The organism is Kitasatospora sp. NPDC056273 (assembly GCF_042268845.1).
Taxonomy (GTDB): domain Bacteria; phylum Actinomycetota; class Actinomycetes; order Streptomycetales; family Streptomycetaceae; genus Kitasatospora.
On sequence record NZ_JBHJSJ010000007.1, the window covers coordinates 153570 to 177077 of the forward strand.

Consider the following 23508-nt stretch of genomic DNA (forward strand, 5'->3'; position numbering starts at 1 on the left):
GCCTGTGGTCCCGGGGTTGTCCCGCCCTCACCGGCGGTAGGCTCGCGGTCACTGTCGATGATGGGATTGACCCCGTGGACGACCCGATCCGGCATCCCCTCGCCTACGCGCGCGAACTGCGTCACTGGTCGCAGGGCGACCTCGTCGCGGAGCTGAACAAGGCCGCCCGGCGTCACGGGCTCCGCTCCGGCGCCGACAAGGCGGCCGTCAGCCGGTGGGAGCACTGGCGCAAGACGCCGAACACCGACTCCCAGCTCCTCATCGCCGAGGCCTTCGACGTCCCGCTGTCGGAGTTGGAGGCGTACGGCTGGCCGTACTGGCTGCCCGGGCGGGACGAGCCGCTGCCCCTGGGCGCCGCCCACACCGTCCGAGCACTCCACGACGCCCAGAGAGCCGCCATGGACCGCCGCAGCTTCATGACCTTCAGCGCGATCTCGCTGGGCGGCCTGGCCGCCCAGTGGGCCACGGCCGAGCCCGGGCGCCTCGCCTCGGCCTTGGACGGCAAGCACGTGGACGGCGAACTCGTGGACTGGCTGGAGGACACGAGCAGGAAGCTGACGGCCCTGCCCACCGAGCAGCGCCAGCACACCGTCCGCCTGATGGACGCCCACCTGGCCACCGTCACGGAGCTGATCGAGGAGGGCCGCTACGGCGAGGCGACCGGTCGACGCCTCCACCGGCTGGCCGCCTCGCTCGCCACCACCTGCGGCTGGTACCGCTTCGACCAGGGCCGGCACTGGGCGGCCGGAAAGCTGTGGGAGGCCGCGCTGCAGTCCGCGAACGCCGCGGGCGACCGCGACCACGGCGCCGGGGTGCTGTCCGACTTCGCCTACCAGGCCACCTGGCTCGGCGAGGCGGGGGTCTCCGTCAACCAGCTCGGGCACGCCCTGTCCGGCGTCTCGCACCCGACCGCCCGCTCGCTGCTCCTCCTCCGCCGCGCCAGGGCCCACGCGGCGCTCGGCGACCGCGCCGCCTGCTACCGGGACCTGTCCGACGCCGAGTCCGCCCTCGCCGTCGACGCCGCCGACCCCGCACCCGGGTGGTGCGCGTGGATGAGCCCCGCCGACCTGGCCGTGGACTCCGGCCAGTGCCTCCTGGACCTCGGCCGGCCGGACGAGGCCCGGGCCCGGATCGCGGAGGGGATGGCGCTGCTGCCCCGCGCCAGGGACAAGACGCGCGGCGTCTTCCTGACGTACCAGGCCCGGGGCTACCTGGAGGCCAAGGAGGTCGAGCAGGCCGTGTCCGTCACCGGCGAGTCGCTCGACCTGGCCACCCGGATCGGCGCGCCCCGCTGCGTCGCCCTGGTCCGCGAGCTCGCACCGGCCTTCGAGCCGTACCGCCGGGTCGACGGCGTCCCGGAGTTCCTGGAGCGCCTGCGGGCCTGCTGACCACCGGCCCGTTCCTTCGTCCCCGCACGCCCTGGCGCCGATCCGTCCGATCAAGCGATCATGGTCTTGACGTTCTGTCATATCCCCATGCCGAAAGGTGTCCACGATGCTGGTCGACTGGCCCACCGAGACGTTCGTCCTACGCCTCCACCGCATTCCCGGCCTGGTGGCGGGAGCCGCGCCGGGAAGCCCGGAGGGCACCCCGGTGGTGCTCGGGCCCGAGACCGGTGGCGACGGCGAGCAGTGGGTGGCCGAGCGGTTCCGGGTGCTCAACCACCGGATCCGCCACGTGGCCACCGGCCTCTACCTGACCGCCGAGGAATCGAGCCGGGGCGCCAAGGTCACCCTGCGGCCCAAGTTCTCCGACACCGGCAGCGACTCCTCGTACTGGCGGCAGGCCTGGCGGGCCTTCGTCCAGCGCGACACCGGCCGGCTGATGGCCCTCCACGACTCCTCCAACTGCCTCCTCGGCCTGGCCGAACCGGCGGCCGAACGGCCGGGCGGGCCCCTGATCCTGGAGAAGGGCGCCGGGGCCCAGGACCTGAACTGCACCGCCTGGGCGCCCGCGCCCCTCCCGGCACCGGAGCCCGCACCCGCCCCGGCGCCGAAGGCCACCGACCTGCCGGTGGGGACGGGACGGGTCCGGGCGCCGGCCCGCCGCTTCGAGAAGCGCGTGCGGACCATCGAGCAGATCTACGACGAGACCAGCTTCCGGGAGGTCCCCGGCGAGCTCCTCACCCCGGGCACCCGCATCGGGGCCTTCGACTTCGACCAGTACTCCCAGGGCGACTGGTACCAGGAGGGGCGGGAGGGAAGTCTCGTGACCTTCACCGACAGCTACGACACGGCGGGCGCCGTGCGCAGGGCCTTCCACCGGCTGCCGGGGGAACCCGCCCGCTACGTGGACTCCGGCGAGGTCGACGTCCACTACGTCCCGCCGAAGCTCGTCGCCCGCACCAACTTCCCCGCCGCGCTCTTCGACGACTACAGCGGCTCCCTCGTCCGGACACCACACCGGCTGCCCAACGGACACGGTTTCTACAACCAGCCCGAACGCCGCGAGGGCCTCTACTTCCCCAAGCGCGACGGCGCCGGCACCGTCGTGCAGTGGAACAAGACCTGGATCGCGGACAACGACACCACGTCCAAGGTCTTCCTCTGCTTCGACGGCCGCTACTTCGTCGACCAGGAATACATCACCTGGGCCGACGACGCGAAGAGCTGACCCCGGACCCGAGACCCAGGAGGCGTGTTGAGCGAGATCATCCTCATGTCCGACCCGAAGGTCGCCGCGGTCCCCGTCCAAGACTGCGGCGAGCGGCTGTCGGACGTACGGCTGTCGGACGTACGGAGCGGCGGCGGGCTGCCCGTCGACGGGCGCAAGCAGGACGGCACCGGGGCCTTCGCGCAGCTGCGGGCGGGCGTGCTCGACCGGCTGCTCGACGCGCAAGCCGCCCTGCCGGACGGCCTGCGGCTGCTGTTCGTCGAGGGCTACCGGCCGCCGGCCCTCCAGAGCCGCTACTTCGACGAGTACGCCGCCGAGTTGCGGGCCGCGAACCCCGACTGGCCGGACGACCGGATCAGGTCGTCGGCCAGCCGCTACGTCTCCCCGCCGGAGATCGCACCGCACAGTGCCGGGGCCGCCGTCGACCTCACCCTGGTCGACAGCGACGGCCGTGAACTCGACCTCGGCACCAGGGTCAACGCCAACCCGGAGGAGAGCGCCGGGGCCTGCTACACCCACGCCGACAACATCGGTGCCCAGGCCCGCGCCAACCGGCGACTGCTCGGCATCGTCCTGACCGGCGCCGGGCTCGTCAACTACCCCACCGAGTGGTGGCACTGGTCGTACGGGGACCGCTACTGGGCACTGGCCACCGGTGCGCCGTCGGCGCTCTACGGACCGGCGCACCGGTAGCCGACACTGCGCACAGCCGACACGACACGCGGCCCGCTGCCTGCTGTCGGCCGCGCCCGCGGCCCCGGGTCAGGATGGCGTCGACACCGACGCCGTCCTGACCCGAGGAGCAGAGCGATGACCGAGCAGAACCCCGAGCACGCACCCCCCGCCGTCTCCGTCGCGATCGTCGTCGAGGACGGCCGGGTGCTGATGGTGCGGCGGCGGGTCGCCGAGGGCGAACTGTCCTGGCAGTTCCCGGCCGGGGAGGTCGAGCCGGGCGAGTCCGCCGGGGCGGCGGCCGTGCGCGAGACCGCCGAGGAGACCGGCCTGCGCGTCGCCGCCGCCCGGCTGCTCGGCGAGCGGGAGCATCCGCAGAACGGGCGGCGGATGGCGTACACGGCCTGCGAGGTGGTCGGCGGCACCGCCACCGTGGTGGACTCCGACGAGCTGGACCGGGTGGTGTGGGCGACCCGCGCCGAGCTGGCCGAGTACGTGCCGTTCCCGCTGTTCCCGCCGGTGCGGGAGTACCTGGACGGCGCGCTCGCCGAGTAGGGGCACGCGGTCTCCGGAACTCCTCCCCGCCGGAAGGACGTTCGGACGGGAGACCCCCCTCCCCCGCCCCGGAAGGAAACGCGTGACACCCGCGCACGGAGCCCCGTCCGACCCCGCCGCACCGCGAGCACGCCGGTCGGGGCGGGAACCCGTCACCGACGAGACGGTCGCCCGGCTCCGGGTCCAGGCCCGCACCGACCCCGCCTCGGGCCTGCCCGCGCTGGCCGAGGCACTGCGGGGCCGGGCCTACGGCCGGCCCGAGCCCCGGCCCGAGGACGCCGTCTCGCTCCTGGAGGAGTCCGCCCGCATCTACCGCGCCCTGGTCGCCGACGGCGGCACCGAACACCTGTCCGCCGCCGCCCGCGCGCTGGCCTCCCTCGCCCTGCAACTCTCCCTGGCGCACGCCGACGGCCCCGCCCTCGCCGCCCGGCGGGAGGCGGCCGACCTGGCCCGGCGCGCCGAAGCGGACCAGCCGGTGGAAGGCCTCGGCCAGGCCGCCGTCCTGCACGCCGACCTCGCCCACGGCCTCGCCGAGGCAGGACGGTTCGACGAGGCTGTGGACGCCGCCCGCACGGTGGCCGACCGCTCCCGGGCGGTGACCGAGCCCGGCGGGAGCGACCTGGCGTGGCGGCTGCTCGACCTCACCGTGCTGCTCCGCCTCGCGGACCGCACCGAGGAGGCCGTGGCCGTCGAACACGAGGCCCTCGCCCGGCTGCGCGAGGGCCGCACGGAACCGGCCCGCAGCCCCGTCCCGGCCCTGCGGACGGCCGGCGCCGCCCTGTGGTTCGCCGATCTGGGCCGCGCCGAACAGTCCCACCGGCTGCTCGCGGACGCCGCCCGCTCCTGCGAACTCCTGCCCGCCCGCGGCGACGCCGGCAACTTCGGCTTCAACGAGAGCCTGCGGAGCGCCCTGTTCGCCCGCTCCGGCGTACGGGACGAACAGGCCGCGGCCGACGCCCCGGACCCGCTCGCACTCGGCGTCGACCCGGGCCGACCCCTCCAACCGGTGCTGGGCCTGAGCCTCCACCACTGGTCCTTCAGCCTGCGCGAGTCCTTCGAGGACGGCCTGGCCACCCTCGCGCGGGCCGTCGAAGCCATCACCGGCAGGCCCGAGCCCACCGACCACCTGCCCGACGAGGACGACCCGTCCGAGCACCCCGACGACCCCCTACCCCTGCCGGAGGACCGCGCCCTGCTCGCCGCCCTCGGCACCCTCACCCGGCGGCTCGACCTGCGCCGGGCGGTCCGCGGAGACCACCCCACCTACTACGCCCACCTCACGCTCCCCCGGCTACGGCGGAGCGTCCGGATCGAACGCCGCCTCCACGCGACCGGCCCCGCCGACGACACCCACCGCCTCGTCCGGGCACTCACCGACCTCGCCATGGCCCAACTCGTCCACGGCGCCCACGCCGAAGCGACCGCCACCCTCCACGAGGCCCACACCCTCGCCGTCCGGCCGGAGGCCCCAGAAGGGCGCTAACCGCCGGCGGCGGCGAGCGTGTCGCCCACCCGGAGCAGGTGGGCGTACCGCCCGTCCCGGGCCAACAGTTCGGTGTGGGTGCCGCGTTCGACGATCCGTCCGCGGTCCAGGACGACGATCTCGTCGGCGGCCCGGATGGTCGACAGGCGGTGGGCGATGGTGATGGTCGTCCGGCCCGCGGACAAGGTGTCGAGGGCGTCCTGGACCGCGCGTTCGGTATGGGTGTCCAGGGCGCTCGTGGCCTCGTCGAGGATGAGGACCGGCGGGTTCCGCAGCATCGCCCGGGCGATGGCCAGCCGCTGCTTCTCGCCGCCGGAGAAGCGGTAGCCGCGCTCTCCGACGATGGTGTCGTAGCCCTCGGGCAGGCTGACGATGAGGTCGTGGATCTGGGCGGCCTTGGCGGCCGCCACGATCTCCTCGTCCGAGGCTCCGACCTTGGCGAAGCGCAGGTTGTCGGTGATGGTCGTGTGGAAGAGGTGGGTGTCCTGGGAGACGACACAGACCTGGTCGGCGAGGTCGGAGAAGCCGAAGTCCCGGACGTCGACCCCGTCGATCGTGACGCTGCCGGCGGTGACGTCGTAGAGCCGGGGCACGAGATAGCCGAGCGTGGTCTTCCCCGCGCCGGTCGCGCCGACCACGGCGAGCCGGCCGCCGGGCGGCAGGTCGACGTCGATGCCGTGGAGGATCCGCTCGTCGCCGTAGGAGAAGTCGACGCCCTGGAAGCGGATGTGGCCGCGGACGGACGCCGCCGTGACGGGTCGCGGCGGTTCGGCGACCTCGACCGGCAGGTCGAGGTACTCGAAGACCCGCTCGAACAGGGCGAAGGAGCTCTGCAGGTTGATGCCGACCTGCAGGAGTGAGACGGTCGGTCCGAACAGGCCCTGCTGGAGGGTCGTGAAGGCCACCAGGGTGCCGACGGACAGCGCGGGCCGCCCCTGGTCGCCGGTGAGGCCGGCGCTCCAGTAGATGGCGATCGGCATGATCGCCATGATCACCTGCACGACGGACTGCCGCCACCGCCCCGACAGGGCGGACCTGACGGTCAGGTCCGCGAGCGTCCGGGACTGTCCGGCGAACTCGTTGTTCAGCGTCGCGGTGCGCCCCATCACCCGGCCGAGGAGGAAGCCGTTGACCGACAGCGACTCCTCCACGAGGGTTGCCATCGTGGCCAGTTGCTGCTGCCGTTCGAGGACGAGCGCCCGGCGTTCCTGCCCGACCTTGCGGCTGATCCAGACGCACAGCGGGAGGATCAGCAGGGACACCACCGTCAGCCGCCAGTCCAGCAGCAGCATGGCGACCAGGCTGGCCACCAGGGTGGTCACATTGCCGACGACGCCGGTGACGATGTTGGTGACACTCGACCCCATGCCGCCGATGTCGTTGGCGATCCGGGACTGCACCTCGCCGTTGCGGGTGCGCGTGAAGAAGGCCAGCGACATCCGCTGGAGGTGGGTGTAGACGGCGTTGCGGAGGTCGTCCATCACGGACTGGCTGACCGTCAGTGACAGGTACGACTGCAGGACCCCGACCGCGGTGGAGAGCAGGACCAGGCCGAGCATCGCGGCCGCCAGGGCGGTGAGCAGGCCCGTCCTGCCCTGCGGCAGCGCCGTGTCGAGGATCTGCCGCAGGAGGAAGGGCGGCGCGAGGGCCACCAGGGAGGAGCCCAGGATCAGGGTGCAGACCAGCAGCATCCGGCCGCGGTAGGGCCGGAAGAGTCGGGCCACCCGCCGCAGCGACACGTCGGGGACGGGCGCCTCGGGGGTCTCGTTCGCGTCCAACGGGGGTGATCTCCTCGGTGCCGTCACAGGGCTCTTCCGGCGAGCCCGGGCTGTGGTGACGTGTCCCGTCCGGGGCCGGAGCCGGACGGGACGGACGTCGGACGTTCCGCCGCCCCCAGGGGGTGGCGGTTGGGGCCTGCGCTCGGCCCGTCGCTCAGGCCGACTTTCAGACCCGCGTTCGGGCCTGCGTTCGGGCCTGCGCTCAGACCGGCGCTCAGGCCGGCGCTCAGGCCAGCGTGAGGAAGCCTTCCCTCAGCAGGGTCCGGACCAGGACCAGGCGGCCGGGCAGGTCGAGGTTCCCGCGGACGTCGTCCGCGGTCAGACCGCCACCGGCGTGCTCGGCGACGTACCGGACCTCGTCCGCCACGTGCGCGGGGAACTGGACGGTCTTGTTGTTGAAGTCCAGGCACACCTGGCCCTCGGCCACCGTCAGGTTCCACTGCGTCCCCGGACGGCGGGACACCCGGGTACCGGCGTCGACCTCGGCCGCCTGCTCCAGGTCCAGGAGGTGGTGGCGCAGCTGCGGGAGGCTGAGGGAGGCGGCGCGCTTGAGCGAGTTGTCGACCATGGCCTTGGCGGACAGCCGCTCGTGCAGCACGTCCACCAGTTCGGCGAAACGCTTCTCCGCCTGCTGTGGCAGCTCGTCACCCGCGGCGAAGGCGAGCGGGAGCCCCTCGCGGAAGCGGACGTCGTCCTCGAAGACCTGGCGGACCGCATCGGCCATCATCTCGGACCAGATGACCGGGTGGACGCCGATCGTCACGTGGGCCGAAGCGGTCTCGTTGGAGGTGGCCGAGTGGATGGTGCCGCGCGGCAGGTAGAGGAGGTCGCCCGGGCGCAGCTCGAGTTCCTCCACCGGCCCGTCGGGCAGGGTCCCGGAGCGGTCGAAGGGCTGGGTGCGCAGCGGCAGCGGGTAAGGGGCCCCGTGCAGCTTCCAGCTCTTGGTTCCGTGCACCTGGGCGATGAAGACGTCGTGGGTGTCGTAGTGGGGTGTGAACCCCTGGTTGCCGGCGGGCGTGAGGTAGAGGTTCGCCTGGAACCGGCAGTTCGTCTCGACGCCCAGCCGCGCGGTCAGCCGCGCCAGCGGCTCCCAGCGGCCTTCGAGGGCGTTGAGCACGATCGTCGAACCGTTGCGGTACCGCTCGTAGAGCGCCTCCAGGGAGTTCGCGATCCCGTTCCAGCCGAAGCTCACGCCCAGTGTGGAGACCGGCGTCTCCTTGCCGTCGATCACCAGCCGGATGCCCTCGAGGGTCGCCCTGGACGTGGACAGGATGCTGTCCACCTCGTCGAGGGTCGGCAGCTGCGTGTAGTGCGTCGGATCGTCCCGCCGGATGAACAGCGGTTTCTTCTCCCAGTAGTCCCGCAGGAATTCCTCGACGGGCACGGGGTGGATCAGATCGGAGAGATCAGAAAAAGGCTGCGCGCCGGGCGCAGCCTTTCCCTGATCCGCAAGAGTCGTCATCGGGCGAGTCACCTCACGGATTTTCGAACTACGGTCGGACCGGCCGGACCTGGATCAGTCGCGGTCGTCGTGCTCGCCCCACGGGTGCGAGTCCCACGTACCCATGTCGTTGTAGTCGTCGTCGTCGTTGGCGCCCCGGTCCGGGTCGTGCAGGGCGATGTTGGCGGCGATCGGACGAACGACGGTGATGTCCGCCGGGTTCAGCGATGTCGACATCGGTAACCCTCCTTCTGTTGGTAGGAATTACGTGCGGTGAACGTCCGGCGCGGGCGGTCCGGGATGCATGCACGCATGCCACGGAAATGCACGGGGTGATTCCCCCCGCACATGACCCGTCCTCTGGAGAAACGGTTCAGAGCCCGGATTCTCCGCCTGCCGACCGTTCGCTCGAAGTCTTTCGCAGCGGTGGTGGTGTGGCCAGGAGGTCTGTCCGGCAGACTCGGCGGCAGACTTCCACCGAAAGGTGCCGGTCCGCCGGTCTGCCGGTCCCCAAGTCCTGGCCGGGTCCCCGGGTCCGAAGCGGCGCCGGGGACCGGGGACCGGCGTCTGGAGCCCGGGGGCCGGCGCCGGGTCAGACGTCCCTGCGGTCGATCACCACCGCCGCCACCGAGAGCAGGACGAGCGGGGTGATCACGAGGACGGCCCAGGCCCCCGGGGTGGAGGGGCCGTGACGCTCCACGTGACCGACGGTGAGGTGGCGGACCGCGCTGTCCATCAGGGACTGGTGGACGCGCAGGAGCCAGCCGCGGTCACCCTGCAGGAAGACCGGCGCCAGGAAGAGGAATCCGAAGCACGCGGTGACGGCGCCCGCACCGTGCCGGAGCAGGGCGGCCAGGGCCAGTCCGACCAGGGTGACCCCGGCGAGGTGCAGCGAGCTCGCGAGGATCGCGCGCAGGGCGCCCGGTGAACCGAGGGAGAGGCCGAAGTGCTTCTCCGCGAACATGGCCTGGCTGACGGTGAACGTCGTCAGGGAGGCAGCGAGGCCGACCCCCGCCGCGAGGGCGCCGACCGTCGCGGCCTTGGCCGCGAGTACGGCGCGGCGGGCCGGGGCGGCGGTGAAGGTCGTCCGGATCAGTCCGCTGGAGTACTCCCGGCCCATGGTGAGGGCACCGACCGCCGTCAGGGCGAGTTGGAGCAGGGCGAAGCCGCTGAAGGAGGCGGCCAGCGGGTCGAAGGCGGCGCGCTCGGCCGGCTCCCAGCCGTCCCACTTGCCCACCGTGGAGTTGTTGTACAGCAGTGCGCTCCCGATGGAGCCCAGCAGCCCGAGGGCGACGATCAGCCAGGTCGACCGGGCCCCGCTCAGCTTGATCCATTCGGCGGCGAGCAGGTCGACGGCGCGCTTCCAGCGGCTGTCACGGGTGGCGAGCGGGCCTTCGGCGAGCGGGCCGGTGGCGGCGAGCGGGCCTGCGGCGGGCTCGCGGACCGCCGGACTGTCAGTGGTCATGGTCTCAGTTGTCCTGTTCTGCGCCGGCGGCCGGGTGACTGGTGTGCTCGGCCTCGGCCGAGGCGAGGTCCATGAAGGCCTCCTCCAGGCTGGCCGAGCGCGGGGTGAGTTCGTGGATCGCGATCTGCCGGGCGAGGGCGAGGTCCCCGATCCGGGGGGCGGGCAGTCCGAGCACCTCGATCGCCCCGTCCGCGAGGACACGGGTGCGGGCGCCGGCCGCGGCGAGGGCCGCTTCGAGGTCCGCGCCCTGCGGCGTCCGGACGGTGACGGAACTCCCGCTGGAGCCCTGCCTGATGAAGTCCGCCATCCCGGTGTCGGCGATCAGGCGGCCCCGGCCGATGACGATCAGGTGGTCGGCGGTGTTCTCCATCTCGCTCATCACGTGACTGGAGACGAGAACGGTCCGCCCGTCGGCGGCGAGCCGGCGGAACAGCATCCTGATCCAACGGATGCCTTCGGGGTCCAGGCCGTTGACGGGCTCGTCGAAGATGAGCACGGGCGGGTCACCGAGCAGGGCGGCGGCGATGCCGAGGCGCTGCTTCATGCCCAGGGAGTAGCCGGCCGTCCGTTTGCGGGCGGCCGAGGCCAGCCCGACCTCTTCGAGGACCGCGTGCACCCGCGCGCGGCCGATGCCGTTGCTGCGGGCGAGCGCCGCCAGGTGGTGGTAGCCGCTCAGGGCCCCGGGGACGGCACCGGCGTCGAGCAGCGCACCGACCCGGTGGAGCGGGCGGCGCAGCTCCCGGTAGGGGCGGCCGTCGATGACCGCCGATCCGGCGGTGGGCGTGTCGAGGCCGAGGACCAGCCGCAGCGTGGTCGACTTTCCGGCTCCGTTCGGGCCCAGGAACCCGGTCACCCGGCCGGGTTTCACCTCGACCGAGAGTCCGTCGAGCGCGACGGAATTCCCGTAACGCTTCGTCAGGTTTGTTGTGGTTATCATTCGTTGCCCCGTTGCGGATCGTCACTTCCTGTACACGGAGCAGCCTGCCGGAACTTCACCGGCGGAACATCGAACCTGAGAAGGACTGTCGGCGGCCCCACGACGGCGAACGTGCCCGTTCACGGCCGCCACCGTGAGTTCGTAAGCTAGCTTTAGATCCGAACGAATGCTCGATCACTCGACGGGGGGCCGCCGGGGGTGCGGGGCCGACCTGGAGGAAGTCGGCCAGGTGTGACATGTATCGATCACGGGGGATTCTTGATGTCCAGTGAGACTGGGGCACTCATCCGGCATTGGCGCCTACGCGCCGGACTCACCCAGGAGGACCTGGCGACCCGGTCCGACCTGAGCATACGAACCATCAGGGACATCGAGACGGGCCGCAGTCGGCAGCCCTACCGCAGGTCGCTGGAGCAGCTTGCGGCAGCCCTGGGGCTGGACGCCACGACGGTCGTCGCCCTGACCCGCCGGCGACCGGGGCACGACCTGCCGCCGGACCTGCCCGGCCACCCCCGGCCCCAGACCCCGGTCCCGGCCCCGCAGGCTCCGTCGCACCCGACCGCCCTGCCGCACTTGGCCGCCGCGACCGGACCAGAGCCCGCGTACCCCGCGACCGCCCTGCCGCGACCCGCTCAACTCCCCCCGGACATCGCTCACTTCACCGGCCGCCAGGAAGCGCTTCGACAGTGCGACGACGAACTCCTGCTGTCGCCACGGCAGCGGATGGGCCGGGGCAAGGTCGTCCAGCTGTTCGGCGCCGCGGGTGCCGGGAAGTCCGCGCTCGCGGTGCACTGGGCCCACCGGGTGGCCGACCGGTTCCCGGACGGCCAGCTCTACGTGGACCTGCACGGGCGCGACGCGAGCGAACCGCTGCGGCCCGCCACCGTCCTGCGGAGCTTCCTGCGCGCACTCGGCATCCAGCAGTCCGCCCTGCCCGAGTCCGGCGCCGAACTGGCGGCGCTGTACCGGTCGACCGTGGCCGGCAAGAGCCTCCTCATCCTCCTCGACAACGCCCGGTCCGCCGAACAGGTACGCCCCCTCCTGCCGAACTCGCCGTCCTGCGCGGTCGTGGTGACCGCCCGGGCCCACCTGACCGGACTCACGGTCAAGGACGGCGCCCGCCCGGTCGGACTCGGCCGGCTGCCCGACCACGACGCCGTCCGGCTGCTCACCTCGATCATCGGCGCCGCATCCGTCTCCGCCGCCCCGGAGGCCCTCGTCGAGCTCGTCGAACTCGCCGAGCGGTGCGCCGGACTCCCCCTCGCCGTCCGGATCATCGGGGAGCGCCTCGCGGGACACCCCGGAACCGTCCTGGCCCACCTGGCGGAAGCGGTCGAGACCGACCCGCTCGACCTCTTCGACAGCCCCGACGACCCCTCGGTCGGCATCCGGACCACCCTGTCCTGGTCGTACCTCCGGCTGCCCGAGCGCTCCGCCCGGCTGTTCCGCCTGCTGAGCCTCCACTGCGGACCGGATCTCAGCCTGCGCGCGGCCGCGGAGATGGCCGACGCCGGCCACACCGCGAAGGCCCTCCACCGGCTCCGGGCCGACCTGGCGGCCCTCGTCCACGAGCACCTGGTCGAATCACCCGAACCCGACCGGTACCGCTTCCCCGCCCTGGTCCGCCTCTACGCAGCCGAACGCGCCGCGGCGGAGGAGCCGGAACACGAGCGGGAGCAGTCCGTCCGGCGCCTGCTCGCCTGGTACGGACACACCTCCGCACTCGCCGCCCACCTGGTCGCGTCCTCGACCGCCCGCACGCCGCAGCCCCGGCCCGCGCCACCGGCGAGGGCACTCCCCTTCAGCCACGCCCAGGACGCCCGGGCCTGGCTCGCACGGGAGTCCGCGAACCTGCGGGACGCCGTCGGAGCGGCCAACCGGCAGCGGTCCTTCACCGCGGCCCAGGCCATCCGCCGATCGCTGAACACCTGGACCGGCTTCCCCCCCGACGCCGCGACGGACCCCGACCGAGCCACCCTGCTGCCCAGACTCGCCGCGGGAGCCTGAACCCCGGGCCGAACGCGGTCCGCCGAAACCACCGAACCGACCGGAATCCCCGTCCGCCCCCGGTACACCCCCCGTACCCTGTCCCGCAGCACTCGCACAGGCACCGTACGGACCTTCGGGGGAACCGGGGAAACCAGTGGAACTACGTCAGTTGCGCGTCTTCGAGGCCCTCGTCGCCCACCGCACCGTCACCGGCGCGGCCATGGCGCTCGGACTCGCCCCGGCCTCCGTCTCCGAACAGGTCCGCATCCTCGAACACAGCCTCGGCACCGACCTGTTCGACCGGGCCGGGCACGACCTGACCCTCACTCCGGCCGGGGAACGCCTCCTGCCCTGGTCCCGCCGACTCCTCGACCAGGCCGACCAGGCCCGCCGCGAAGTCGCCGTCACCCGGACCCGCCTGCGCCTCGGTGTCCTGGCCGCCGTCACCGCCACCCACCTCCCGGCCGTCCTGGCCCGCCTCACCGACCACCGCCCCGACCTGGACATCTCCCTCCACACTGACGCCACCCGGGACGTCCTGCTCGACGGCGTCGCCGCCGGAGCCCTGGAAGCGGCCCTCGTCCTCGACGCCCCCGGCCCGCTCGGCGCCCTCGGCTTCCCCCTGCCGCCCGCCCCGCTCGACCACCTCGACCTCCAGACCGTCCCCCTCACCCTGGTCGCCGCCCCCACCCACCCGCTCGCCCGCCCCACCGCCCTCACCCCCGAACTCCTCCGCGGCCACCGCCTCCTCGTCGACACCCCCGCCTGCTCCTACCACCTCGCCGGCGAACGCCTCCTCGGCCACCACGTCCGACGCCTCCACACCGGCACCGTCCCCACCACCCGCGCCTGCGCCGAACAGGGCCTCGGCATCGCCCTCCTCCCCACCCACGCCGTCCACACCCACCTCACCGCCGGCACCCTCACCCGCCTCCCCCTCAACCCCCCACCCCTCCACCTCCGCCTCCTCTGGCCCACCCACCACACCCCCTTCCCCACCTGACCGCCCGCCCCCGCACACAGCAGCGCGCCCCGGGGTTCCTTGAACCCCGGGGCGCGCAACTGCCGTACGGACGTCAGGCCTTGGGGCCCGCCGACTGGACGACCTCGAAGGACCAGAGGGTGGAGCCGGAGGCGGCGGGGCGCTTGGGGGCCTCGCCGGCGGGGCCGTTCTGGTGGGCGGCCTTCATGGGGCCCTCCATCCAGGCCTTGAAGTCCTCCTCGCTGCGCCAGCGGGTGTAGACGAGGTACTGGTCGGTGCCCTCGACGGGGCGGAGGAGCTCGAACCACTCGAAGCCGTCCGAGTTCTCCACCGCGCCGGCCCGGGAGGCGAAGCGCTGCTCCAGCACCTCGCGCTGCTCGGCCGGCACCGTCAGGACGTTGATCTTGACGACGGACATGGCGCACTCCTTCTGCTCCGGTGACTGCTTACGGGGAGCAGTCTGCTACACCTCACGGCCGGACCGTTCGGAGGCACCGGCGGTCACGGCGGGTAGTGGGGCGTCGACGTGCAGGGACCGGGCCCGGGTGGAAGCCTGGAGGTAGAGCCCAGAACCCGAGGGACAGGGGAACGGTCATGGGTATCGGCGACAAGTTCCGGGACAAGGCCCAGCAGGCCGAGGAAGAGGCCAAGCAGCGCATCGGAAGCGGGCAACCGCAACAGGACGAGGCCCAGCAGAAGGCCTCGCAGGCCCAACAACAGGCCCAGCAGCAGGGTCAGCAGAACGTGGACGACCAGGGGAACGACATCGAGGGCCAGCGGTAGCGGCGGCTGTCGAGCGGGGACGGCCGGGGCGAGTCCTCGGCCGCCCCCGTCCCCGTCCCCGCCCCCATCCCCACACCCGTCCGCATCGGGCTCAGGCGATCCACGGCGGGAGGACGCGCTGGTCGTCGCACGGGGCGAGGGCGCAGGCGTCGGGCGGGGTGACGGCGTCGGGGTTGTAGGCGTGGGCGGGGGACGGGGAGGCGACGACGGCGGTGAAGCCGGTGTCGGTGGCGATCTGCCGGACGGTGTCGGCGGGGAGGGCGGCGGTGTCTCCAGCGGCGAGGGTGAAGGCCTCCCCCGCCAGGTCGACCCGGGCGGTGCCGGTGAGGAGTGTCCAGACCTGCTCGGTGTCCATGGCGTGCAGCGGGCCCCGGGCGCCGGCGGTCATGTCGACGTGCCAGACGGCGAGGGAGGTGGCGCCCTGGGTGGGCGAGGCGTAGGTGGTCATGACGGCGTTCGGGGTCTCGGTGCGGCGGGCGTCGGTCCGGCGGATGACGGGCATGGCGAGGGAACCCCCTAAGATGGACAATGAAGTTGTCTATATGGTCAATGAGGTTGTCTATCGTGTCAAGTGAACCGTCTCCGCCCGGCTTTGAGCTACCGCTGCGCCTGCTGCTCGCCTTCCGGACGATCATCGACGAGCTGCACGAGCGCATCGCCCGCGAAGGCCACCCCGACCTGCGCCCGATGCACGGCTTCGTCTTCCAGGCGATCGGACCGCACGGCACCACCGCCACCGAGCTCGGCCGCCGCCTCGGCGTCACCAAGCAGGCCGCGGGCAAGACCATCGACGGCCTGGAGCAGCTCGGCTACGTCGAGCGGGCCGCCGACCCGGCCGACACCCGGCGCAAGCTGGTCCGGCTCACCGCACGCGGGGTGGACTGCCTGCTCCGCTCGGCCCGGATCTTCGACGAGCTGCGCGAGGAGTGGTCGGCGGCCCTGGGCGAGGAGCAGCTGCGCCAGCTGGAGGACGGCCTGCGCCGGCTCGCCCCCGGCGACCCGTTCCGCCTCGACACCCCGCGCTGGTTCGGGGCACCGTAACCCCGTTACCGGTCTCAGGAGTTGGGCAGACCGCCGGTCGCCAGGGTCTGGTTCTTGTACGCCTTCACGCCGGTGATCTCGGCGCCGAACCACTCCGGCGCCGAGAACGCCGCCGCCTCGGCCTCCGAGCCGAACTCGACCTCGACGGTGCGCAGTCCGGCCAACTCCCCCTGGTAGACGTCCGCGTAGACCGTGACGCCGGACGCGTCGAAGGTGTAGCGCTCCTTGACCAGCCGCGCGCCCTCGGTGGCCGGCCAGAGTTCGGTGAACTCCTGTTCCCCCAGCTCGCGTTCCACCTCGATCCGCACCGGGGAACCGGCGCCGGACGCCTTGCGCTTGACGCCGAGGACGCAGCTGCCGCCGATCCGCCGCAGCCGCACCTCCGTCCCGTCGTCCTTGATCGCGATGTACCCCTGCTCGATGTGCTGCCGCACCGCCGTCTCCGGCGGCTCGAAGGCCTCCAGCAGGAACTTGCGCTCGATCTCGAGCGGCACGCCGCACCACCCCTTCCCCGGTCACGCCCCACGGGCAGACGGACGAACGGACGGTCAGAACGACCGCCCCTCCCCACGGTACGGCCCCTGCGGCCCCGACGGGTCCGGACGGTCGCGCCGGTCCGCGCAGAGCGAGGAGCTGAGCCGGTTCAGGACCCCGGCGAGCTCGGCGTACCGCTGCTCGTCCCAGTCCCCCAGCAGTTCGGCGAGCTGGGTGCGCCGGGCGGCGACCAGCCGCAGCGCCGCCTCCTCCCCCGGTTCGGTGAGCCGCAGCGGCAGCCCGCCGGCCCTCGCCGCCAGCCCCCGGCCCTCCACCTCCCGGACGGCCTCCTCGATCACCGAGACCGGGACGATCCGCCGCTCGGCCAGTTCGGCCGGCTCGACCGAGCCGTGCTGGTGCATCTGGAGGAGCAGCCAGCTGGAGGCGGGCCGCAGGTCCAGCCCGGCGGTCTCGGTGATCCGCCGGAAGAGGTCGCGCCGGGCCTCGCGGCTGTTCAGCACCGAGAGGGCGCGGGCGATCTCGTCCAGCGAGGTGCGCTCGACCGGGTTGAACCCGATGGACTCGCTGAGGTCCGGAGCGGTGACGGTGGAGCGCAGCTTCTGTTCGCGCAGGAACAGCGACAGCACGAAGGCGACCACCGCGACCGGCACCGCGTACAGGAACACCCGGGTGATCGACTCGGCGTACGCGTGGTAGACGCCCGGCTGGACGGCGGCCGGCAGCCGGGGGATGACCCGCGGGTCGGAGGTGATGACCTCCGGTCGGAAGCCGGGCGGCAGCGGCACCCCCGCCAGGGCGTCGGCGAGCCGGCTGCGCAGTCCGCTCGCGAAGACCGTCCCGAAGATGGAGACGCCGAAGGAGGCCCCGATGGAGCGGAAGAAGGTGGCGCCCGCGGTGGCCACGCCGAGGTCCTCGTAGCCGACCGAGTTCTGCACGATCAGCACCAGCACCTGCATCACCAGTCCCAGCCCGAGGCCGAAGACCAGGAAGTAGAAGCTCATCTCGGCGGTGCTGCTGTGCTCGTCCAGCCGGGAGAGCAGCAGCAGCCCGATGGTCGTCACGGCCGTCCCGGCGATCGGGAAGATCCGGTAGTGGCCGGTGCGGGCGACGATCTGGCCGGAGCCGATCGAGGTGAGCAGCATGCCGAGCACCATCGGCAGCATGTGGATGCCGGACATGGTGGGCGAGACCTGCTGGACCACCTGGAGGAAGGTCGGCAGGTAGGTCAGCGCGCCGAACATCGCGAAGCCGACCACGAAGGAGATCACCGCGACCAGGCTGAACGTCCGCGAGCGGAACAGCCGCAGCGGCAGCACCGGCTCCACGGCCGTCCGCTCGACCTGGACGAAGGCGAGCAGCAGCACCAGCCCGAGCACGCCGAGGCCGACGACCTGCCAGGACGTCCAGGCCCAGGTGGTCCCGCCGAGCGAGGTCATCAGCACCAGGCAGGTGGCGACGGCGGCGATCAGGACGGTGCCCAGGTAGTCGATCCGGTGCTCGCGCCGGACCTCCATCCCGTGCAGCACCGCGGCGATCACCACCAGGGCGACGATGCCGATCGGGAGGTTGATGTAGAACACCCAGCGCCAGCTGAGGTGGTCGACGAACACCCCGCCGAGCAGCGGGCCGAGCACGCTGGTGACGCCGAAGACGGCGCCGAAGAGGCCCTGGTAGCGGCCGCGGTCCCGGGGCGCGACGAGGTCGCCGACGATCGCCTGGGAGAGCACCATCAGCCCGCCGCCGCCCAGGCCCTGGAGGGCGCGGAAGGCGATCAGCTCGCCCATGTTCTGGGCGATCCCGCACAGCACCGAGCCGAGCAGGAAGATCACGATGGAGGCCTGGAAGAAGCGCTTCCGGCCGTACATGTCGCCGAGCTTGCCCCACAGCGGGGTCGCGGCGGTGGAGGCCAGCAGGTAGGCGGTGACCACCCAGGAGAGGTGGTCGAGGCCGCCGAGGTCGCTGACGATGGTCGGCAGCGCGGTGGAGACGATGGTCTGGTCGAGGGCCGCGAGCAGCATCGCCAGCAGCAGGGCGCCGATCGGCACCCAGAGGTTGGGGACGGTGACCGCCGGCGGGCCGGGCTCACCCGCCGGGCTCCGGCCGGACGCGGTGCGCGGCTCCGTCATCGGGTCCCCGCGGGCGTCACGGCGTCCGCGCGGGGCGTCACGGCGTCTCCCCGGGCATCACGGCGTCTCCGTGGGCATGGCGTCTCCATGGGGTCCCGGGCCCGTCGGCCGGGCCGTGCGGATGATCACTCCCAGCTCACCGCGCTGGTCGGTTTCGTCCCGGTATGTTCCACCAGGTTGAGCCGAGCGTAAGCGCCGGGGACAACCGCCGCGCTCCGGGCGTTCTCGGAGGAGCCAACCCGCACCAACCGGCACAACACCCCCGCCGGGGGACGGACGCCCCTGTCCCCCCTTCGGACGGTCCTGCATAATCAGGCCCGATCGTGCGCCCGGATCCGCCGGGAACACGCGCCGAACGCGCACCGGACGATCGACCGACTGAACGAACGACGACTGACCGACGACCGACCGACCGCGAAGTCGACGCGAAACCGAGGAGGACCGGCCGATGCCGGACCAGCACTGCCCGACGTGCGGCACCGCACGCTCCACCGGGTGCGGCTGCGTCCCGGACCCGAGCCTCACCGAGACCGCCGTCCTGCCGCACGTCGAGGGCCCGCCGCTGGTCCGCCCGTACGTTCCGCAGACCGCCGACCAGGTAGCCGACGAGAGTCACCCGAACGCGCCGGTGGTGGACCCGTTCGCGACCACGGTGCTGCCACCGGTCCCCCCGGGGCAGTCCGCCCCCGGGCAGCCGGCCGCTCCCCCGCTCGGACCGGACGCGGACGCGTACGCCACCACGGTGCTGCCGCCCGTCGCCCCGGGACAGGACCCCTTCGGGTCGGCGCAGGCCCCCTTCGGGTCGGGACAGGCCCCGGCCGGCCCCGGGCAGGACCCGTTCGGCCCCGCCGCCGACGGCTACCCCGGCGCCTACCCCGAGGCCCACCCCGGCGGCCACGGGGACGCGTACGCCACCACCGTGCTGCCGCCGGTCCCGCCCGCCGGGCCGGGCGGGAACGAGATCGGCCTCTTCGCCTTCGGGCAGGCACCCGGCGCCGGGCAGGGCCCGGACGTCGCCCGGGCCCCGGACGTGCCCGGGCCCGAGGGCGGCGGCCGGGCCGCCAGACGGGCGGCCGAGCAGGCCGAGCGGCGCCCGCTCGCCCAGCGCAAAGGGCTGCTCGCCGGGATCGGCGCCGCCCTGGTCGCGCTCACCATCGGCGTCGCGTACGCGGTGACGCCCTCCGCCGAACCGCCGGCCAAGCAGGCGCAGCCGCTGCCGACGAGCACCCTGGCGCCCGCCCCGGTCGACCCGCCCACCCTGGCGACACCCGTTCCGACCACGGCGGCGCCGACCAGCGAGGCGCCCAGCCCGACGCCCACCGCCACCCGCAAGCCGAGCCCGACGAAGACGGTCACCCCGCCGCCGACGGCCGCACCGACCACCGAGGCCCCGGCCGCTCCCCCCGCCCCGGCCCCCACGCCGACCGTTCCCCCGGCCCCCTCCCCGACCCCGACGCCCACCACCGCCCCGACCCCGCGCGTGCTGCAGTCCGGGATGAGCGGGCCCGACGTGACCGCCCTCCAGCAGAAGCTCGCCGTCGTCGTCTGCTGGGCGAGCGTGCCGGTGACCGGGGTGTACGACGACACCACCGTGAACACCGTCGGCTACGTCCAGTGGATGTGGGCCGTCAAGGGGGACAAGCGGGGCGTCTTCGGCCCCAACACCCGTGCCGCCCTGGACGCCCACAACAGCTGCTGAGGCCGACAGGCGACACGCGGCGGACGGCGGACGACGGACGGATCAGCCGGTGATCGCCCCGAAGATGCTGATGCCCGCCAGCACCACCATGATCGCCGCCGCCACCCGGATGATCAGCTTCATCGGCACGTACTTGAGCAGCTTCTGGCCGCCCACGATGGCGATCCCGCCGACCGCGCACAGCGCCAGCCAGGAGCCGAGGCCGACGGCCAGCGGGTCGGCGTACTTGGCGGCCAGGTTGGCGGTCATGATCTGGGTCAGGTCGCCGAACTCGGCGATCGCGACCACCACGAAGCTGGCCCCGGCCACCTTCCAGAAGCTGTTCGAGGACGGCTCCTTGGCCGCGTGCTCGTCCTCGTCCTCGCCGCCGTGGAACAGCAGCATCGCCGCGCCGACCAGGAACAGCAGGCCGGTGACGCCCTCCACCCAGCGGTGCGGCAGCAGCGAGAGCAGGTGCCCGGCGGCGAGCGCGAGGCCCACCTGGAGGGCGAAGGCGGCGGCGATGCCCGCGAAGACGTAGCTCGCGCGGTACTTGGTGCCGAGCACCAGGCTGGCCAGCGCGGTCTTGTCCGGCAGTTCGGCCAGGAAGATGATGCCGAAGGTCAACGCGGCAACGGTGAGACTCATCAGGGGTTTTCCTCGGTCGGAGGCTGCCCGGCCGCCGCGGCTCCGTCAGGGGACGCTTCGGCCCGACAGCACTGGTTCATGGTCACAGCACTGCGGCCGAAGGTCTCGCCGGCACCGTTCATCGAGCGGTACCCCGGGCGCCGGGCCCCTGGGGGCCAGTATGTCGACGGTCCGGTGGAGGGCTACTCCCCTTCAACGGCCCCAAGCGTACCCGACGGCGTCAACCGACCCCTCTCGGAAGACCGACGAGGGCCACGACGACCCACGGTGACCTACGACGGGCCGACGGGGACCGCCCCGCCTACCGGCCGCCCCCGTCCGGCTCGACCGCGACCAGCCCGCGCCCGACCAGTTCCAGCACCACCACGATCGCCACCGATTCCACCGCCAGCAACCCGATCAGCACGAACAGCTGCACCGCCCCCGCCTGGACCGGCGAGGACCCGCCCAGCAGCATCCCGACGAACGCCCCGGGCAGGGTGACCAGGCCGACCGTCCGGGTCTGGTCCAGCGCCGGGACGAGCGAGGTCGCCGCCGCCGTCCGGCAGATCTCCAGCCGGGCGTCGCGCTCCTCGAAGCCGAGCGCCAGCGCGGCCTCCACCTCGCCGCGCCGCAGCCGCAGCTCGTCCAGGGCCCGCCGCCCGGCCAGCGAGGTCGCGCTGAGCGCGCCGCCGATCAGGATGCCCGCGACCGGGATGACGGACAGGCCCTCGGCCGGCAGCAGTCCGACGCCCAGCAGCAGGGCGAGCACCGGCAGCACCCCGGCACCGATCGGGGCGGCCGCCCAGACCCAGCCCGGGCCCGGGGTCATCCGCCGACCGGCGGTGCGCACCGCGACCGAGAACATCACCAGCACGAACAGCGCCGACCACCAGAGCGAACCGACCACCCAGCTGATCACCGCGGCGACGGCCGCCAGCTGCACCACCGCGCGCAGCCCGGCCCGCAGGACGGCGTGCCCGTGGCCGAGCAGGCCCCGCCCGGCCACCGCGACGGCGGCCAGCAGCAGCACGGCGGTGACCACCCCGAGCACCGGGGTGACCGGCAGCAGCTGGCCGCCCGACGCCGCCAGCGGAACCGGCACCGGCATCAGATCCAGCTGGTGAACCACATCCGGTCCTGCCAGGACGACATCGGGATCACCTCCGCCGTGTACAGCGGGTAGAAGAAGGCGAAGCAGCCGACGATCGCGAGCACGACCGCCCCGGCCCCGATCGCCCCGATCCGGCGGCGCTCGGGGCTGCACCCGGCCGGGCCGAGGATCGCCCCGAGCATCTGGGCGACGGCCAGGCAGAGGAACGGCACCAGCACGACCATGTAGAAGGAGAAGATCGTCCGCTCCTGGTAGCGGAACCAGGGCAGGTAGATCGCGGCGACCGCGCACAGCACCGCGCCCGAGCGCCAGTCCCGCCGGAAGAACCAGCGCCACAGCAGGTAGACCAGCGCGAAGCAGGCCGCCCACCACAGGAACGGCGTCCCGAGGCCCAGGATCTGCGCCGCGCAGCCGCCCGAGGAGGTGCAGCCGTGCTGCCCGTACGGGATCTGCTCCCAGTACATCGAGACCGGACGGCCGTCGACCAGCCAGGCGAAGGGGTTGGACTGGTAGGTGTGCGGGGTGCTCAGGCCGGTGTTGAAGTCGTACATCTGCGCGTGGTAGTGCCACAGGCTGCGCAGCGGCGCGGGCACCCAGCCCATCGGGACCTGCGGCAGCGGGATGCCGAGGACGCTGTCCGGGGAGAGCCCGGCGCGCCCGTCGGCCCAGTGCCGGTCGTAGCCGCCCCCGCCGTTGGCGCCGCTGCCTCCGGTGGCCAGCCAGCCGCTCCAGGCTCCGACGTACACCACCACGGCGGAGCCGACCATGGCGAGGAAGGCGGGGACGGCGTCCAGGCGCAGCATGGAGCGCCAAGGGCGGCGGGCGCCGGCCCCGCGGCGGCCGGACTGGTCCCACAGGACGGTCAGGATGCCGAAGGCGGCGAGGATCGGGGCGCCGTTCCACTTGACCGCGCAGGCGGCGCCGACGAACACCCCGGCGGCGATCCGCCAGGGGCGCCAGCCGAGCCGGACGGCGTCGGCGTCGGCCACCCCGGCGAGCCTGGCGCGGACGTGGTCGCGGTCGACCAGCAGGCTGCCGAAGGACGCGAGCACGAAGAACATCTGGATGCCGTCGAGCAGGCCGACCCGGCTCATCACCAGCTGGAGGCCGTCCACCGCCATCAGCAGCGCGGCGGTGCAGCCGACCAGGGTGGAGCCGAAGAGGCGGCGGCCGATCCGGGCGAGCATCAGCACGGCGAGGGTGCCGAGCAGGGCGGTCATGAACCGCCAGCCGAAGGGGTTGAGCCCGAACAGCTGCTCGCCGGTCGCCATCACCCACTTGCCGAGCGGCGGGTGCGCGACGAACTCGGGCGCGGAGCCCAGCGGGATCGACTGCGGGACGGAGAGGATGTCGGCGTTGGCGTGGTCCGGCCAGGTGCCCTCGTAGCCCTGCTGGAGCAGCGACCAGGCGTCCTTGGGGTAGTACGTCTCGTCGAAGACGAAGGCGTTGGGGTGGCCGAGGTTCCAGAACCGCAGCAGGCCGGCGAAGAGCGCGACGGCGATCGGTCCGAGCCAGCCGGAGCGGTCGGCCGCCCAGCGGACCAGGCCCCCGCGCGGGGCCGGGGCCGGGGCGGCGGAGGTCGGGGCCGCCGGTGGGTGCGTGAGCGCCGCTTGCGTCATAGCCTCGCCGATTTCGCCTGTCTGCTCTGCCCGGGGCCTGGCTCCGCCCGGGTCGCGCCGCGCCCGCCGGGGCCGGGCGGTCAACAGCCACTGACACTATGTGGCGGTGC

22 protein-coding genes are annotated in these 23508 nt (G+C 73.1%); 10 read left to right on the forward strand and 12 right to left on the reverse strand.

What is annotated here, in order from left to right; all coding sequences use genetic code 11:
• Nucleotides 1-74: 74 nt before the first annotated feature.
• From ACFCY1_RS09315 to ACFCY1_RS09335, 5 genes are all read left to right on the forward strand, one after another.
• Nucleotides 75-1388 (forward strand): XRE family transcriptional regulator, encoded by a 1314-nt coding sequence (locus tag ACFCY1_RS09315; protein WP_375874073.1) that lies wholly within the window; start codon nucleotides 75-77, stop codon nucleotides 1386-1388.
• Between the two features lie 106 nt (nucleotides 1389-1494).
• Nucleotides 1495-2613, forward strand: a complete 1119-nt coding sequence (locus tag ACFCY1_RS09320; protein ID WP_375874074.1) for an RICIN domain-containing protein — start codon at nucleotides 1495-1497, stop codon at nucleotides 2611-2613.
• Nucleotides 2614-2640: 27 nt separating this feature from the next.
• Nucleotides 2641-3306, forward strand: coding sequence for a M15 family metallopeptidase (locus tag ACFCY1_RS09325; protein ID WP_375874075.1), 666 nt, complete (start codon nucleotides 2641-2643; stop codon nucleotides 3304-3306).
• A 117-nt stretch (nucleotides 3307-3423) separates the two neighbouring features.
• On the forward strand, nucleotides 3424-3840 hold the full coding sequence (locus tag ACFCY1_RS09330) for an NUDIX hydrolase (protein WP_375874076.1): 417 nt from the start codon (nucleotides 3424-3426) through the stop codon (nucleotides 3838-3840).
• 82 nt (nucleotides 3841-3922) lie between these two features.
• Complete coding sequence (locus tag ACFCY1_RS09335) at nucleotides 3923-5323, forward strand: hypothetical protein (RefSeq protein ID WP_375874077.1); 1401 nt, start codon at nucleotides 3923-3925, stop codon at nucleotides 5321-5323.
• Here ACFCY1_RS09335 and ACFCY1_RS09340 read toward each other — a convergent pair.
• The 5 genes from ACFCY1_RS09340 to ACFCY1_RS09360 form a co-directional block, all read right to left on the reverse strand.
• A complete protein-coding gene (locus tag ACFCY1_RS09340; protein WP_375874078.1) occupies nucleotides 5320-7101 on the reverse strand; it encodes an ABC transporter ATP-binding protein in 1782 nt (593 codons plus the stop codon). The genes ACFCY1_RS09335 and ACFCY1_RS09340 overlap by 4 nt on opposite strands.
• A 226-nt stretch (nucleotides 7102-7327) precedes the next feature.
• A complete protein-coding gene (locus ACFCY1_RS09345) occupies nucleotides 7328-8485 on the reverse strand; it encodes a cupin domain-containing protein (RefSeq protein WP_181970555.1) in 1158 nt (385 codons plus the stop codon).
• Between the two features lie 132 nt (nucleotides 8486-8617).
• Nucleotides 8618-8779 (reverse strand): hypothetical protein, encoded by a 162-nt coding sequence (locus ACFCY1_RS09350; RefSeq protein WP_181970556.1) that lies wholly within the window; start codon nucleotides 8777-8779, stop codon nucleotides 8618-8620.
• Nucleotides 8780-9134: 355 nt separating this feature from the next.
• Complete coding sequence (locus tag ACFCY1_RS09355) at nucleotides 9135-10007, reverse strand: ABC transporter permease (protein ID WP_375874079.1); 873 nt, start codon at nucleotides 10005-10007, stop codon at nucleotides 9135-9137.
• Nucleotides 10008-10011: 4 nt separating this feature from the next.
• The gene (locus ACFCY1_RS09360; RefSeq protein ID WP_117487520.1) at nucleotides 10012-10944 is read right to left on the reverse strand and encodes an ABC transporter ATP-binding protein; all 933 of its coding nucleotides are present in this window, start codon (nucleotides 10942-10944) and stop codon (nucleotides 10012-10014) included.
• 261 nt (nucleotides 10945-11205) lie between these two features.
• On the opposite strand from ACFCY1_RS09360, the gene ACFCY1_RS09365 reads away from it, so the two are divergent.
• On the forward strand, nucleotides 11206-12951 hold the full coding sequence (locus ACFCY1_RS09365; RefSeq protein WP_375874080.1) for a helix-turn-helix domain-containing protein: 1746 nt from the start codon (nucleotides 11206-11208) through the stop codon (nucleotides 12949-12951).
• A gap of 151 nt (nucleotides 12952-13102) precedes the next feature.
• A complete protein-coding gene (locus tag ACFCY1_RS09370) occupies nucleotides 13103-13936 on the forward strand; it encodes a LysR family transcriptional regulator (protein ID WP_375874081.1) in 834 nt (277 codons plus the stop codon).
• 73 nt (nucleotides 13937-14009) lie between these two features.
• On the opposite strand, the gene ACFCY1_RS09375 is transcribed toward ACFCY1_RS09370, so the two are convergent.
• A complete protein-coding gene (locus ACFCY1_RS09375) occupies nucleotides 14010-14333 on the reverse strand; it encodes an antibiotic biosynthesis monooxygenase (RefSeq protein ID WP_074000815.1) in 324 nt (107 codons plus the stop codon).
• Between the two features lie 176 nt (nucleotides 14334-14509).
• Here ACFCY1_RS09375 and ACFCY1_RS09380 point away from each other — a divergent pair, with 176 nt between their 5' ends.
• Nucleotides 14510-14698: a hypothetical protein gene (locus ACFCY1_RS09380; RefSeq protein WP_074000814.1), complete on the forward strand. Its 189-nt coding sequence runs from the start codon at nucleotides 14510-14512 to the stop codon at nucleotides 14696-14698.
• 91 nt (nucleotides 14699-14789) lie between these two features.
• Here ACFCY1_RS09380 and ACFCY1_RS09385 read toward each other — a convergent pair whose 3' ends face one another.
• Nucleotides 14790-15200: a cupin domain-containing protein gene (locus ACFCY1_RS09385; protein WP_375874082.1), complete on the reverse strand. Its 411-nt coding sequence runs from the start codon at nucleotides 15198-15200 to the stop codon at nucleotides 14790-14792.
• Nucleotides 15201-15247: 47 nt separating this feature from the next.
• On the opposite strand from ACFCY1_RS09385, the gene ACFCY1_RS09390 reads away from it, so the two are divergent.
• The gene (locus ACFCY1_RS09390; protein ID WP_181970558.1) at nucleotides 15248-15739 is read left to right on the forward strand and encodes a MarR family winged helix-turn-helix transcriptional regulator; all 492 of its coding nucleotides are present in this window, start codon (nucleotides 15248-15250) and stop codon (nucleotides 15737-15739) included.
• 14 nt (nucleotides 15740-15753) lie between these two features.
• Here the strand turns inward: ACFCY1_RS09390 and ACFCY1_RS09395 are convergent, their stop codons facing one another.
• The gene (locus tag ACFCY1_RS09395; RefSeq protein ID WP_049650521.1) at nucleotides 15754-16233 is read right to left on the reverse strand and encodes a CYTH domain-containing protein; all 480 of its coding nucleotides are present in this window, start codon (nucleotides 16231-16233) and stop codon (nucleotides 15754-15756) included.
• 54 nt (nucleotides 16234-16287) lie between these two features.
• Nucleotides 16288-18360: an MFS transporter gene (locus ACFCY1_RS09400; protein WP_181970559.1), complete on the reverse strand. Its 2073-nt coding sequence runs from the start codon at nucleotides 18358-18360 to the stop codon at nucleotides 16288-16290.
• 448 nt (nucleotides 18361-18808) lie between these two features.
• Here ACFCY1_RS09400 and ACFCY1_RS09405 point away from each other — a divergent pair, with 448 nt between their 5' ends.
• A complete protein-coding gene (locus tag ACFCY1_RS09405; protein WP_375874083.1) occupies nucleotides 18809-20059 on the forward strand; it encodes a hypothetical protein in 1251 nt (416 codons plus the stop codon).
• 42 nt (nucleotides 20060-20101) lie between these two features.
• On the opposite strand, the gene ACFCY1_RS09410 is transcribed toward ACFCY1_RS09405, so the two are convergent.
• The 3 genes from ACFCY1_RS09410 to ACFCY1_RS09420 all read right to left on the reverse strand — a co-directional run bounded on the left by ACFCY1_RS09410 (nucleotide 20102) and on the right by ACFCY1_RS09420 (nucleotide 23398).
• Nucleotides 20102-20689, reverse strand: a complete 588-nt coding sequence (locus tag ACFCY1_RS09410; RefSeq protein WP_049656026.1) for a TMEM165/GDT1 family protein — start codon at nucleotides 20687-20689, stop codon at nucleotides 20102-20104.
• A 298-nt stretch (nucleotides 20690-20987) separates the two neighbouring features.
• The gene (locus tag ACFCY1_RS09415; RefSeq protein WP_049656025.1) at nucleotides 20988-21776 is read right to left on the reverse strand and encodes an ABC transporter permease; all 789 of its coding nucleotides are present in this window, start codon (nucleotides 21774-21776) and stop codon (nucleotides 20988-20990) included.
• Complete coding sequence (locus ACFCY1_RS09420) at nucleotides 21776-23398, reverse strand: dolichyl-phosphate-mannose--protein mannosyltransferase (RefSeq protein ID WP_375874084.1); 1623 nt, start codon at nucleotides 23396-23398, stop codon at nucleotides 21776-21778. The genes ACFCY1_RS09415 and ACFCY1_RS09420 overlap by 1 nt, the downstream gene beginning before the upstream one ends.
• Nucleotides 23399-23508: the final 110 nt, after the last annotated feature.

What these genes read in the sequence shown, in the direction of transcription:
- ACFCY1_RS09390 (WP_181970558.1), top strand. Translation starts at nt 15,248, where the DNA reads ATGAGGTTGTCTATCGTGTCAAGTGAACCGTCTCCGCCCGGCTTTGAG.
- ACFCY1_RS09415 (WP_049656025.1), bottom strand. Translation starts at nt 21,776, where the DNA reads ATGCCGGTGCCGGTTCCGCTGGCGGCGTCGGGCGGCCAGCTGCTGCCG.
- ACFCY1_RS09320 (WP_375874074.1), top strand. Translation starts at nt 1,495, where the DNA reads ATGCTGGTCGACTGGCCCACCGAGACGTTCGTCCTACGCCTCCACCGC.
- ACFCY1_RS09330 (WP_375874076.1), top strand. Translation starts at nt 3,424, where the DNA reads ATGACCGAGCAGAACCCCGAGCACGCACCCCCCGCCGTCTCCGTCGCG.
- ACFCY1_RS09405 (WP_375874083.1), top strand. Translation starts at nt 18,809, where the DNA reads ATGCCGGACCAGCACTGCCCGACGTGCGGCACCGCACGCTCCACCGGG.
- ACFCY1_RS09360 (WP_117487520.1), bottom strand. Translation starts at nt 10,944, where the DNA reads ATGATAACCACAACAAACCTGACGAAGCGTTACGGGAATTCCGTCGCG.
- ACFCY1_RS09400 (WP_181970559.1), bottom strand. Translation starts at nt 18,360, where the DNA reads ATGACGGAGCCGCGCACCGCGTCCGGCCGGAGCCCGGCGGGTGAGCCC.
- ACFCY1_RS09365 (WP_375874080.1), top strand. Translation starts at nt 11,206, where the DNA reads ATGTCCAGTGAGACTGGGGCACTCATCCGGCATTGGCGCCTACGCGCC.
- ACFCY1_RS09375 (WP_074000815.1), bottom strand. Translation starts at nt 14,333, where the DNA reads ATGTCCGTCGTCAAGATCAACGTCCTGACGGTGCCGGCCGAGCAGCGC.
- ACFCY1_RS09420 (WP_375874084.1), bottom strand. Translation starts at nt 23,398, where the DNA reads ATGACGCAAGCGGCGCTCACGCACCCACCGGCGGCCCCGACCTCCGCC.
- ACFCY1_RS09380 (WP_074000814.1), top strand. Translation starts at nt 14,510, where the DNA reads ATGGGTATCGGCGACAAGTTCCGGGACAAGGCCCAGCAGGCCGAGGAA.
- ACFCY1_RS09385 (WP_375874082.1), bottom strand. Translation starts at nt 15,200, where the DNA reads ATGCCCGTCATCCGCCGGACCGACGCCCGCCGCACCGAGACCCCGAAC.
- ACFCY1_RS09355 (WP_375874079.1), bottom strand. Translation starts at nt 10,007, where the DNA reads ATGACCACTGACAGTCCGGCGGTCCGCGAGCCCGCCGCAGGCCCGCTC.
- ACFCY1_RS09350 (WP_181970556.1), bottom strand. Translation starts at nt 8,779, where the DNA reads ATGTCGACATCGCTGAACCCGGCGGACATCACCGTCGTTCGTCCGATC.